Raw genomic sequence first — 12,197 nt, forward strand, 5'->3', positions numbered from 1 at the left:
TCATTCAATGGCACCGGCATGCCCGGCATAGCCGCTAGCCTGCAAAATGCCGGCAGGATCCTCAAGTGCAATCAGCGCAGCCAGTGCCGCCGCCTTGTCGTCCGCCTGATCATAATAGCCCTGCGCGATCTGCCGGCCGATCCAGTAGCCGGCCTCGAAATACCAGCCCTCCGGTGCCTGCCCATAATTGCCGACCCAATTGTGCAAGGCCGCATTGGCCGATTCGTCAAACGACATACCGCCCTCGCCGAGCGCAAAGCCATCGTGCACACTGACCCGGTCCCGGGCAAATTGCGCCCAGAGCATGGCCTCATTCTCCCGCGCCCAGCGATCCCGGTCGGCCCAGGGCAATTCCCCGGTCGTCTGCAGGGCGATGAAATCGGGCACGCCTTCCATCAACACAGCAAAGAGCAGCGGATCTGCCACAAGGGTATGGGGGTCAGGCTGATCCTGAAATGTGTGAACTGTCTCGTGCGCGAAGAACATGCGGAAAGCCGACCGGATATCCAACTCGCTGTCCTTGATCGCGCAGATCACTTCCAGACCGAGCACCTGTGCGCCGGGACCGGCCGTTCCACCGGAATTTCCAGCGCCAAACAGAACATGAATGTCCGGCAGTTCACGGTCAGGCAATAGCGCGCGGGTCGCGGCATAGATGCTGCGAAGCTCCGGCGTCATCGACTCGGCGATGGGCAGGCAGACATCAATCGCGCGGCGGTACTGCTCGCTGTGTTCAGCAATATAGCCGGCCAGATGCTCGGCGCTGCGGATCCGGTCGGGCGTAAAGATATCGACCGCCTGAGATGCGCCATCGAGATAGCCGGCCTGCAGCGCCTGTGCGGTGGGCTGTCCCTGTGCAGCGTCGAAAACGGCGATGAAGCGGTGGGCGTCGGCGCTATTGACCTGGACGGTCTCCGGGTCGGCGCCCTGCGCCAGTGCGCAGGCCGGTGCGAGAGCCAGTGTGCTGGCCGCAAGAATGATCTTGAACATGGATTGTCGAGTCCTGGTGCAAACGCTCCCCAGCGAATGACACCCGTCTATACGACCGCGCTGCATCGATCAGCGGGGAAAGACCGGGTGAGAGTCCCGGTGCAGACACACCCGCTATTCACTCACCTCATCAAGGGCGCGTGCCGCGCCCAGCTCTGCCGCCCGCGCTTCGACCAGTTCGACGATATGCTCAACCATGTCTTCATTGCTGGTATTGTGGTCGGGCTTTCCCGAGACATACATCTTGCCGCGCCCGGCACCGCCGCCGGTGAAGCCGAGATCGGTCATCAGGGCCTCGCCCGGACCATTGACGACACAGCCGATGATCGACAGCGAGATCGGTTCGGAAATATGCGCCAGGCGGGCTTCCAGGGTTTCCACTGTGCGGATGACATCAAAGCCCTGCCGCGCACAGGACGGGCAGGCGATGATATTGACGCCGCGCGTGCGCAGCCCCAGCGATTTGAGAATATCGAAGCCAACGCGAACCTCTTCCTCCGGCTCGGCGGAAAGCGAGACGCGGATCGTATCGCCAATTCCGGCCCAGAGCAGGGAGCCGATCCCGATCGAGGATTTGACCGTGCCGATCCGCGTGCCACCGGCCTCGGTTACCCCGAGATGCAAGGGCGCGTCGGTGGCTTCGGAGAGCTGCTGGTAGGCCGCGACCGTCATGAAAGTGTCGGAGGATTTGACCGAGATCTTGTAGTCATGGAAATCGAGATCATCGAGGATGCGCGCATGTTCCAGGGCGCTCTCGACCATCGCGTCGGGACAAGGTTCGCCGTATTTTTCCAGCAAATGCTTTTCCAGCGAGCCGGCATTGACGCCAATACGGATGGCGCAGCCATGATCGCGCGCCGCCTGCACGACATCGCGCACCCGGTCCATCGAGCCGATATTGCCCGGATTGATGCGCAGACAGGCCGCCCCGGCCTTGGCCGCCTCGATGCCGCGCTTGTAGTGAAAATGGATATCCGCGATCAGCGGCACGCTCGACGCCTGGACAATGGTCTTGAGCGCAGCGGTCGAGGCCTCATCGGGACAGGAGACCCGTACGATATCGACCCCGGCTTCCTCGCAACGCCGGATCTGGCCAATCGTGGCGCTGGCATCAGAGGTCAGCGTATTGGTCATGGTCTGGACGCTGATCGGGGCATCGCCACCGATTTCCAGCTTGCCGATCCGGATCGTGCGGCTTTTGCGCCGCTCGATCATGCGCCAGGGGCGGACGGTACGAGGATCGTGGGCACGTTCGGGGATTATGGCAGACATGGCGGGCTCCGATAACGCGAGAGGCGTTAGCATGAGCGTGTGATATAGCGGGATTGCGGCAGGCTTGCGAGCCAGTGACCGGAATTATTCAGGGACGACTACAGCAGGCTCGGCCTGGGCCAGCGCGATATTCTCGACGGGAATTCCCGCCGCGCCAAGCGTACCAAGTTCGACACCGCCACGTTCCAGCAGAATCGCTCCGGCATCGGACGCCGAAAAGGTCAGCCCGTCCTCGCGTGCCTGGTAGACATCACCGGCTGCCAGCGTACGCGAGTACAGGATCCGGCCCGAGGCGTCCTGGATTTCCAGCGTCGTCGGCGCCGTGGCGCGCAGCGTCAGCTGGTCGGTTTCGGCCGCATCGCCAAGCGGAACGCCGGTCCAGATCGTGCCGATATCGGCCGGGCGGCGGGCGGGTTGAAAATCAGCGCGGGCCCATTCCGGAGCGGCATCGGGCGGCGAAGGCATGTTGGCGATCACGCCGAATGATGGCGATTGCTCGGCATACCACCAGGCGACAGAAGCGACGCAAACCAGGATGAGAACTGCACCGAAGGCACCGCGCGGCAATTTGATCGGGTCGCGCGTCTTGGCCGAGGCCGAGGGCACGGCCCGGCCGGTCTCGGTGTCCACTTCACGCTTGAACTGCTCGACAATGCCAACCGGTTCAATGGCCAGGAAATTGGCATAGGTCCGCAGATAGCCAATCGCATAGGCACGGGCCGGCAGGCCGCGTGTGTCCATGGTTTCAAGAGCTTCGAGGTAGTCTCGGCGTATCCGCGTACGGGCCGCTGCCAGATCGAGCGTCAGCCCGGCCTTGGTGCGCGCCTCGCGCAGCCGGTCACCCGCTGAATGCTGCACATAACTCGCGCCACTCTCCGAAAACACCGCATCTACTGGCACGAAACCCGCCATTCCTGTTTGACTCGACATACCCTTAACCCCTCCCCCGTCCGGGGTAGAATGCTCACTCAGGGCAAGTGATTGGAGCTTCCCCACATCACTCTTAACCATAAGATCAAATTCTGCGCCCGTTTTCAACAGCCTCGCCAGGTAATCCGGCTTCGGCACCGGCGTTCAGCAAGAGCGGTCTCAAGCTGTCGGCCGGACTATCCATACGGCTAGCAAGCCAGATGCCAAGCTTGTCGGCGTCGAGGCCGGAGATGAGTTTCTTGATCGGGCCGAGATTGGCGGCGGCCATGGAAAGACTTCGGTAACCAAGCCCTATCAGGACCGCAGCCTCCAGGGGCTTGGAAGCAATCTCACCACATACGGACACAGGAACATCATGTTTGGCGCAGGCATTGCGGATTTGCCGGAACAATCCGAGCGCTGCCGGAGAGAGCACATCGTACCGATCCGAGACACGCGCATTTTGCCGGTCTGCGGCGAAGAAATATTGCATCAGATCATTGGCACCGACCGAAACGAAGTCGACCGCGTCGATCACGTGCTCGATGGCCCAGGCAATGCCGGGGGTTTCCAGCATCAGGCCGATCTTGACCTCGGACGGGAGCGGATGCCGGTTGTGCTCGGCATGCTGCAATTCGCGCTCAAGCATGGCGCGGGCCGCACGCATTTCCCACGGCGCGGAAATCATCGGGAACATCACATGCAGCGGCCGGCCAGCAGCGGCCTGGATCAGGGCGCGCAACTGGTAGCGCAGCAGGCCCGGCCGATCGAGGCCCATCCGGATGGCGCGCCAGCCCAGCGCCGGATTGGGTTCGACCATTGAGGGCGCGAACGGCGCCACCTTGTCACCACCCAGATCGAGGGTGCGAAACACGACCGGTTTGCCATTGGCCGCGTCGAGCACGCTGCCATAGACGGCAGCCTGGGCGTCAAGCCTGGGCAGGGTGTCGGCGACCATGAACTGGAATTCAGTGCGGAACAGACCGACCCCGTCGGCGCCAGCCTGTTCGAGATGGCTCAGTTCGACCAGCAGGCCGGCATTGATGTGCAGACCAACCCGTTGGCCATCCAGGGTCACCGACGGACCGCGCATCTCGGCATAGGAGAGACGCCGGATCGAGAGGACCTGCAAACGCTCGTCATAGGCTTCGATCACATCGACAGGCGGGCGGATGTGCAGCACGCCAAATTCTGCGTCGAGGATGACCGGATCGCCATTCTCGGCGCGATCAAGCGCGCCTTCGAGGCGGCCGATCAGCGGAATACCGAGCGCCTTGGCAACAATCGCCGCGTGAGAGGAGGCCGACCCCTCTTCAAGCGCCACGCCGAGCAATTTGGTCCGGTCAAAATCGAGCAATTCGGCGGGGCCGATATTGCGGGCGATCAGGATGGCGTTGTCGGGCAGGGTGATCTGGGGTGCCGTATGGCCGTCGAGATGCCGCAACAGGCGATTGGCCAGGTCCTCAAGGTCGTGCAAGCGCTCGCGGAAGGTCAGATCGGCGGCCTTCATCAACCGGGCCCGGTTCTCATTGCGGACCCGTTCAATCGCGGCTTCCGCCGTCAGGCCAAGCCGCACAGCCTCACGCAGACGCTCCAGCCAGCCGCGATCATGGGCGAACATGCGATAGGCCTGCAGAACATCGCGCGTCGGACCACCGAACGGCACCCGCCCGCTTTCAAGCATGTCGTCAATCGAGGAGCGCAAACCATCAATCGCCGTGTCGAGGCGTGCCTCTTCGCCTGCAGCATCCTCGGAGATCAGCCGGTCGGAGCCGACATGTGGCTCGAACAATACCGCCACGCCCTTCACCAGACCGCCGGAAAAAGCCCCGCCCTGCAGCCGCTCCGGCTTGGACTGGCGCACGTCGAGGCCGGCCATTTCCTCGGAATCGACGATATCGCCGGAAGCCACGATCTCGGCGAGCACCATGGCCACGGTCTGCAGCGAGTCGATCTCGTCCTCGCCGACCTGGCGCTCCACTGTCGACTGCGACGTCAACACACCAACCAGGCGGCCACCGCGCAGGATCGGCACGCCGACAAAAGTGTTGAAGGGTTCTTCGCCGGTCTCGGGCCGGTAGGAGAAGGCGGGGTGCGAACGGGCATCAAATGTCGCAAACGGGCGCGCCCGCCGCGCCACAAGGCCTACCAGGCCTTCACCGGGCTGCAGGCGGGTATGGTGGACAGCTTCAGCCTTCAGGCCGTGGGTGGCGCATAATTCGAGCGCGCTGGAACGCCGCGCCAGATAGATCGAACACACGTCCCAACCGGCCTCGTCGGCGATCAGCGTGGTGAGGTGATCGAGTCGATCCTGCGCATTCTCGCGTGTCGCCATCAGCTCGCGCATACGCCTGAGAAGGCGGCGAGGGTCACGGGTATTGGGCGTTTTCGCTTCCATCAATTCCCCATTCGATCCAGGCCATAGGCTGCATGCAGCGCGCGCACGGCGCGCTCGACCGCGTCATTGTCAATCAGCGCCGAGATCTTGATCTCGGACGTCGCCAATACCTTTACCGCAATTCCGCTTTCACCGAGCACACCAAACAATGACCGGGCGACATCGGCGCGCTGACGCAGACCGGCGCCAACGACCGATACCTTCGCCAGACCGGTTTCCGAACCGATCCGCAGCCCCGGCAATCCCTGCTCCAGTGCCGATTGGGCACGATCAAGGTCACGGTGCGCAACTGAAAATTCCAGATTGACGGTATCCGGCTCACGCCCATGCGCCTGGACGATCATGTCGACGCCAATCCCGGCATTGGCGAGAATGGCAAAGGTCTCGCTGGCGAAACGCGATTGCGGCGCTCCGCCCAGAACGGCGATGCGGGCCTGGTCACGGGCGTAGGCCACGCCGGAGACGACGCGCCGTTCGGCGATATCGCGATCAGCCACGATATCGGTGCCGCGACTCTGGCCCGCAGCCAGGAAGCTCGACAAGACCCGCATCGGCACATGTCGCGATTTGGCGAACTCGACCGAACGTGCCTGCAGGACCTTGGCCCCCTGCGCCGCCAGTTCGAGCATTTCGTCATGGCTGATCGCATCGAGCCGGCGCGCCGCCGGTTCAATGCGTGGGTCTGTCGTGTAGACGCCATCGACATCGGTGTAGATGTCGCAGCGTGCCCCCAGCGCCGCAGCCAGCGCCGCCGCCGACAGATCGGTGCCGCCGCGGCCGAGCGTGCGCAGACACCCGTCCTCGGCAATGCCCTGATAGCCGGCCAGAACCGGAACAATGCCGGCGGCCATGGCTGCTTCAAACGCCGAAGCCTCCATACCGGCAATGCGGGCCGCGCCGGGCGGGCCATCGGTGAAGACCGGCGCCTGCCACCCCAGGAAGGAGCGCGACTGCAAGCCGCGTTCGCGCAGCGCCAGCGCCATCAGCGCCGCCGCCACCTGCTCACCGGCTGCCAGGGCCACATCGGTTTCTGCGTCACCCAGCCCGACCCCAAACTCGCCCGCCAGCCCGAGCAGGCGATCCGTCTCTCCCGCCATGGCCGAAACGACAACAGCGTGCGTTTCGCCGCGCGCGACCGCATCGGCCACCAGGCCGGCGGCATGGCGGATACGTTCGATCGTACCGACCGAACTTCCGCCAAATTTCGCAACGACGCGTATCATTCCACCTGTCCCTCGCTCAGTCTCGAAGCCATGACGGTTCAAAACGTCGCACCCGTCTCGATTAGCCCGTCCAGCAGGGCCATAATGTGGCTGTCAGGATATCGCGGATTGATCCCGCAATGTTATCGCGGTTTCCTACTTGGGCGAAGCCTTGTACGCAACGCTCGAACGCAATATTGCGGGAATACGCGCCTCAGGAGAACAGGCATGGCCAGCACTGCCGCACCGGAAACCCTCTCCCGCCCTTCGGTCGATCCGGCCGAAGTCGAGAAATTCTCGCGCATTGCCGCTGAATGGTGGGATCCGGACTCCAAGTTCAAGCCCCTGCACAAATTCAACCCGATCCGCCTGGCCTTCATCCGCGATACGATCTGCAGCCATCTCGGCCTCGCCGGCACACGCCCGTTCGAGGGCCTGCGCGTGCTCGACATCGGGTGCGGTGGCGGGCTGGCGTCTGAACCCATGGCCCGCCTCGGCGCGGCAGTCACCGGGGTCGATGCGGCCGAAGCCAATGTGAAGACCGCCTCGGTGCACGCCGCCGAACAAGGGCTCGAGATCGATTACCGCCACGGTGTCGCCGAGCAATTGATCGAGGCCGGTGAGCCCCCCTTTGATGTCGTGCTCAATCTGGAAGTGATGGAGCATGTCGCCAATCCACACACTTTCCTCGTCGACTGTTCGGCGCTGGTCAAACCGGGCGGGTTGATGATCTGCGCCACCATCAACCGGACCTCCAAGGCCTTCGCACTTGCGATTGTCGGTGCGGAATGGGTGATGGGCTGGCTGCCGCGCGGCACGCACCGCTTCCACAAGCTGGTCCAGCCAAGAGAGCTCACCGCCGCCCTGCATGAAGGCGGTATGGAGATGGATGACGCGGTCGGGGTCAGCTACAACCCGCTCAATGATCAATGGACACTGGGCGATGATACCAGCGTGAATTACATGGTGGTGGCGCGCAAACCGCAGGCTTGATGCCGGCCCTGGCCGATCAACTCGCCTTCTTCGGCGGCGTCGGCGCGAGGGCGTCCGGCAAGGGCGCCACCGGAACCCCTTCTTCGCGCAGCGCCTCACCCTCCTCGGGCGTGGTCTCGCCGTAGATCAGGCGATCCGGCTTGTCACCGGCATGAATGGCGCGCGCCTCGGCCGCGAAATCACCGCCGACATAGTCGAAATTATTGCGGATATGCGCCTTCACCTGCGATGCCATCGCCTTGAATTTCGCTTCCGGGGTCGCGTCGCGTTTGCGTGAGGTTGCGACCGCCGGCGACATCACCGCCTTGCGCACCGTGACCGAGCCGCATTGGGGGCATTCGACCAGGCCGCGATCATTTTGATCGTCAAAGGCGGAAGAGTTCGAAAACCAGGCTTCGAACCCGTGCTCCTGATCACAAAGGAGCGCATAGCGGATCATCGCAGGATCATCTCGTCCGGCCCGCCCAGCTCGCGGTCATGCAAGAGAGCCGGAATGCGCGAACGGGCATCGGCGACCTTGTCCATGTTCAACTCGGCCAACAGGATCCCCGGTTCGTCATGATCGAGCATCGCCGTCACTGCGCCCCAGGGGTCAACAATCATGGAATGTCCCCAGGTCCGGCGGCCATCTTCATGCAGCCCGGCCTGGGCTGGCGCGATCACCCAGGACCCGGTTTCGATCGCCCGCGCCCGCAAAAGGATTTCCCAATGTGCCCGCCCGGTTGGCCGGGTGAAGGCGGCCGGCACTGAGAGAATTTGCGCCCCGGCCTGGGCCAGGCGGCGATAGAGATAGGCGAAGCGCACATCATAGCAGATCGACAGGCCAAGCCGCGCCGCGCCGATATCGGCCAGCACCAGCCGGTCACCGGCGCGGTAATTCGCGGATTCGCGATAGGTCTCACCTTGCCCCAGACCGACATCGAACATGTGTGCCTTGTCGTAGCTGGCGAGCAATCGCCCGTCCGGCGCGAACAGGAATGAGCGGTTGGCGGCGCGGCGCTCCGCCAGTTTGACAGCGAGCGAGCCGATCAGAAGGGTGATGCCGAGCTCTTTGGCCAGCGCAGCGAAGGCCGGGATGGCCGGATCCTCGTCCGGCGTCCGCATCACCGCAAAGGCCTGGTCGGCATCCTTTTGCACCAGATGCGTGGTTTCCGGTGTCGCAACCAGCATTGCGCCACGCGCTGCGGCCTGGCGGATCAGATCGCAGGCCATCGCCAGATTGGCGGCCGGATCGATCCCGGACCGCATCTGGATCAGCCCTGTTGCGATCGTGCTCATTACAGGCTCAGCATTGCGTCCAGCTTGCCCGCGCGGTCCAGCGCCACAAGTTCGTCACAGCCGCCGACATGGTCCTTGCCGATAAAGATTTGCGGGAAGGTGCGAGCGCCGCGGGAGCGTTGCACCATTTCCTCGCGCTTCTTCTGGTCGAAGCCGGCATCGATTTCCTCGAAGTCGACTTTCTTTGATTTCAGCAGCGAGACCGCGCGGGCGCAGTAGCCACACATGGGTCGGGTATAGATGGTCACTTTGGCCATTGGGAAACTCCTCTACCCTTTTACATAGTGGGATCGCTGGCGCGTACAACACGGCAGAGCGTGACAACAGTCACAATTTCAGCTCCGGCACGCCGCAATTGGCGCGCACAGGCCGAGGCCGTTGCCCCGGTCGTGAAGACATCATCGACCAGAACAATATGGCTGCCGTCGAGCCGGTGACCGGGGGCGACATGAAAGGCTCCAGCCATATTGCGGCGCCGCGACAACACGCTCTTTCCTGCCTGGCTCGGCGTCGCCCGCGTCCGCAACAGCCAGCCGGCCTGCATGGGCACACCCGTCTGGCGCGACAGGGCCTGGCCGAGCAATGCTGACTGATTGTAGCGCCGCGACAGCAGGCGACGCCAGTGCAACGGAACCGGCAGGATATAATCGGCACCGTCCAGGCAGGCTGCGCCGGCATGGGCCATCCAGCAGCCGAACTGGTCGATCATCTCGCGCCGGCCCCCATTTTTGAACCCCAACACCAGCTGCCGCGACACATCGCCATAGGCGAGCGGCGCCCGGGCGCGGTCGAATTTGGGTGGGCGGGCCATGCAGGTCGCGCACAACACTCCTGTGTCGGCGCCGGTCCCGGACGTGTAGGGGAAGGGCGCGCCACAGCAATCGCACCAGGGCGCTGCCAGGAAGTCCAGCCCCTGCCAGGCGCTCGCCTCAAGCCGCCCGCTGGCGTCGACCGGTACACTGCGCACGGGGCAGACCGGGGGCCAGATCGCGTCGGCAATGGCTGTCAGAATGCGCTTGCTCACACCGCCCCTTCCCTTGGCGCGCCGCAAAAGGCATATCGGCTGCATGTCGCCCGACCTGCCCCCGCTTTTGTTTGACCGAGGCCTGTTGCGCCAGCGCCGCAATCGCGCTGCGCGCAGCATACAGTCATACAATTTTCTCGTGCAACGGGCATTCGACGATATTTGTGACCGGGTCGAAGGCGTCATGCGCGATTTTGACCACGCCGTGATCCTCGGCGGCGGCCCCGGTCTGCAAACAGAATTTCGCCAACGCCATGCCGGCAGCAAAACCGGCTGGGTTGCGCAGAGCGACCTGGCACCGGCGATCGCGGCCCGGCTTGACGGCCCCGCCGTCGCGCTCGACGAGGAGCGCCTGCCTTTCGCCGATGCCAGCCTCGACCTCATTCTCGCGCCACTGGGCCTGCACTGGACCAACGACCTGCCCGGCGTGCTGGTGCAATTGCGCCGGTCGCTGAAGCCGGACGGGTTTTTCGCGGCGGCCCTGCTGGGCGGCAATAGCCTGACCGAATTGCGCCAATGCCTGGTAACGGCCGAGACCGAGTTGAGCGGCGGCGCACATGCGCGTGTCTCACCGCTGGCGGGCACATTTGACATCGCCGCCCTGCTCCAGCGCGCCGGTTTCACCATGCCGGTCGCCGATATCGATCGCGTCACCGTGCGCTATGACAATGCCTTCGCGCTGATGGCAGACCTGCGCGGCATGGCCGAAACCAGTCTTCTCGCCGACCGGTCCCGCGGTCCGGCGACACGGGCCCTGTTCGTCCGGATGGCGGAAATCTATGCCGAGCGGTTCTCCGATCCCGACGGGCGCATCCGCGCCTCATTCGAAATCGTCCACGCTGCCGGCTGGGCCCCACATCCCGATCAGCCGAAGGCCAAGCGGCCCGGATCGGCGACGGTCAGGCTCGCCGATGCGTTGGGTGTGACGGAGACGTCTGCGGGCGAAAAAGCCGGGCGCTAGAGTCATACATGTCTCCAGCCCGAACTCACCATTGAGGGCGCGCAAACCGACTGACTCGACCGCTGCCGTCCGCCCCACGGAAGCGCGTTGAAGTGGGGGAATGACCTCTCAGACTGGCGAGAATCTGCTTGACCCAGAGACTCGAGAGCAATCTCATCGCCCGGAGAGACCAATTGGGAACGCGGCGAGGCGATTGAAGCCTGTGATATCGCGGGAGGCGAATATGGCAACCAGATTGCTCGGGACGCGGAACGTCAATTTGGCGATCTTCTCGCTGCTGACGATTTCAGCGATAGCGCTGAACTCACAGGCATATTTTCCGCTTGCGGATGATTTTTTCTTTTGGGGATTCGTTTTCGAGGTCACCTTCAACTCGATCGGAATGACCTTCATGTTTTGGCCCATCCTGGCCACCCTCCTGCATCTCGGCATCCAGATGTCTGTGTCCCGAGTTTCCACGCTGGCTGCCGTCATGCTGATCGCAATCGGATTGTTGGGTTGACGGACCCAAGGCGCACTTGCCGGCAATGCCAGGGCAGTCCCGCTCGTTAGAGAACCCCGATCACATCCTCATAGAGCCGGGTCATGGCCGGGCCGAATGTCGCCCAGAGGCCAAGGATGACCGTCGCCATCGCGGCGGCAATCATGCCGTACTCGATCGCCGTGGCGCCGGTCTCATCGCGGAGAAATCTGGTCAGCATCGACATCACAGCCGATCCCTCAGCTCTGCGGCCAGCGGCATGTCGGCGGCCGGCATCTTGTAGTCGCGCAGCTTTTCCTTGCGCACCCAGGCCAGTTCCTGACCTTCATTGGGCTGGGGGAAACCGTCCCAGGTCCGGCACAGGAAGAAGGGCATCACAATGTGGAAGTCCGGATAGGCATGCGAGACGAAGGCAAAGGGATGCAGGCACCGTTCACAGGGTTCGACACTCAGTTCTTCACGCAGTTCGCGAACCACAGCCTGCTCCGGCGTCTCGCCCGGCTCGATCTTGCCGCCGGGGAATTCCCAAAGGCCCGCCATCGGCTTCCCCTCGGGGCGCCTGGCAATCAGGATACGGCCATCCGCATCCAGCAAAGCACAGGCGGCAACATAGAGGACCGGTTTCGGGCCACGAGCATCCATTATGAACAAACTCCGTTAAGGGCAGGTGCAGGAAGGCGGTTAAGCAG

Annotated in this window: 14 protein-coding genes; 3 read left to right on the forward strand and 11 right to left on the reverse strand. The window is 63.5% G+C overall.

Annotated elements, in window-relative coordinates:
* The 5 genes from ACN0YJ_RS05640 to ACN0YJ_RS05660 all read right to left on the reverse strand — a co-directional run bounded on the left by ACN0YJ_RS05640 (position 1) and on the right by ACN0YJ_RS05660 (position 6,792).
* Positions 1-990, reverse strand: a complete 990-nt coding sequence (locus ACN0YJ_RS05640) for a hypothetical protein (RefSeq protein WP_417495581.1) — start codon at positions 988-990, stop codon at positions 1-3.
* A 114-nt stretch (positions 991-1,104) separates the two neighbouring features.
* A complete protein-coding gene (gene ispG / locus ACN0YJ_RS05645; protein WP_417489361.1) occupies positions 1,105-2,262 on the reverse strand; it encodes a flavodoxin-dependent (E)-4-hydroxy-3-methylbut-2-enyl-diphosphate synthase in 1,158 nt (385 codons plus the stop codon).
* An 84-nt stretch (positions 2,263-2,346) separates the two neighbouring features.
* The gene (locus ACN0YJ_RS05650; protein ID WP_417495582.1) at positions 2,347-3,192 is read right to left on the reverse strand and encodes a helix-turn-helix domain-containing protein; all 846 of its coding nucleotides are present in this window, start codon (positions 3,190-3,192) and stop codon (positions 2,347-2,349) included.
* Positions 3,193-3,277: 85 nt separating this feature from the next.
* Positions 3,278-5,569 (reverse strand): phosphoenolpyruvate--protein phosphotransferase, encoded by a 2,292-nt coding sequence (gene ptsP, locus ACN0YJ_RS05655; protein WP_417495583.1) that lies wholly within the window; start codon positions 5,567-5,569, stop codon positions 3,278-3,280.
* The gene (locus tag ACN0YJ_RS05660) at positions 5,569-6,792 is read right to left on the reverse strand and encodes an aspartate kinase (protein WP_417495584.1); all 1,224 of its coding nucleotides are present in this window, start codon (positions 6,790-6,792) and stop codon (positions 5,569-5,571) included. The genes ptsP and ACN0YJ_RS05660 overlap by 1 nt, the downstream gene beginning before the upstream one ends.
* 207 nt (positions 6,793-6,999) lie before the next feature.
* Here ACN0YJ_RS05660 and ubiG point away from each other — a divergent pair, with 207 nt between their 5' ends.
* Positions 7,000-7,764: a bifunctional 2-polyprenyl-6-hydroxyphenol methylase/3-demethylubiquinol 3-O-methyltransferase UbiG gene (ubiG, locus tag ACN0YJ_RS05665; RefSeq protein WP_417495585.1), complete on the forward strand. Its 765-nt coding sequence runs from the start codon at positions 7,000-7,002 to the stop codon at positions 7,762-7,764.
* Positions 7,765-7,780: 16 nt separating this feature from the next.
* Here the strand turns inward: ubiG and ACN0YJ_RS05670 are convergent, their stop codons facing one another.
* The 4 genes from ACN0YJ_RS05670 to ACN0YJ_RS05685 are packed head-to-tail and all read right to left on the reverse strand — an operon-like array spanning position 7,781 to position 10,066.
* A complete protein-coding gene (locus ACN0YJ_RS05670) occupies positions 7,781-8,203 on the reverse strand; it encodes a DUF1178 family protein (RefSeq protein WP_417489357.1) in 423 nt (140 codons plus the stop codon).
* Positions 8,200-9,042, reverse strand: coding sequence for a carbon-nitrogen hydrolase family protein (locus ACN0YJ_RS05675; protein WP_417495586.1), 843 nt, complete (start codon positions 9,040-9,042; stop codon positions 8,200-8,202). Before ACN0YJ_RS05675 ends, ACN0YJ_RS05670 begins: the two co-directional genes overlap by 4 nt.
* On the reverse strand, positions 9,042-9,299 hold the full coding sequence (gene grxC / locus ACN0YJ_RS05680) for a glutaredoxin 3 (RefSeq protein ID WP_417495587.1): 258 nt from the start codon (positions 9,297-9,299) through the stop codon (positions 9,042-9,044). Before grxC ends, ACN0YJ_RS05675 begins: the two co-directional genes overlap by 1 nt.
* A gap of 20 nt (positions 9,300-9,319) precedes the next feature.
* Entirely contained in the window at positions 9,320-10,066 is a 747-nt protein-coding gene (locus ACN0YJ_RS05685) for a ComF family protein (RefSeq protein ID WP_417495588.1), read from the reverse strand.
* A 43-nt stretch (positions 10,067-10,109) separates the two neighbouring features.
* On the opposite strand from ACN0YJ_RS05685, the gene ACN0YJ_RS05690 reads away from it, so the two are divergent.
* Positions 10,110-11,027: a methyltransferase domain-containing protein gene (locus tag ACN0YJ_RS05690; RefSeq protein WP_417495589.1), complete on the forward strand. Its 918-nt coding sequence runs from the start codon at positions 10,110-10,112 to the stop codon at positions 11,025-11,027.
* A gap of 223 nt (positions 11,028-11,250) precedes the next feature.
* Positions 11,251-11,529 (forward strand): hypothetical protein, encoded by a 279-nt coding sequence (locus tag ACN0YJ_RS05695; protein ID WP_417495590.1) that lies wholly within the window; start codon positions 11,251-11,253, stop codon positions 11,527-11,529.
* A 46-nt stretch (positions 11,530-11,575) separates the two neighbouring features.
* On the opposite strand, the gene ACN0YJ_RS05700 is transcribed toward ACN0YJ_RS05695, so the two are convergent.
* Together ACN0YJ_RS05700 and mutT are read right to left on the reverse strand one after the other, a co-directional pair.
* Entirely contained in the window at positions 11,576-11,734 is a 159-nt protein-coding gene (locus ACN0YJ_RS05700) for a Flp family type IVb pilin (RefSeq protein ID WP_417495591.1), read from the reverse strand.
* The gene (gene mutT, locus ACN0YJ_RS05705) at positions 11,734-12,150 is read right to left on the reverse strand and encodes an 8-oxo-dGTP diphosphatase MutT (RefSeq protein WP_417495592.1); all 417 of its coding nucleotides are present in this window, start codon (positions 12,148-12,150) and stop codon (positions 11,734-11,736) included. The genes ACN0YJ_RS05700 and mutT overlap by 1 nt, the downstream gene beginning before the upstream one ends.
* Between the last annotated feature and the right edge of the window lie 47 nt (positions 12,151-12,197).

The sequence above is a fragment of the Maricaulis sp. genome (assembly GCF_048270095.1).
Taxonomy (GTDB): domain Bacteria; phylum Pseudomonadota; class Alphaproteobacteria; order Caulobacterales; family Maricaulaceae; genus Maricaulis.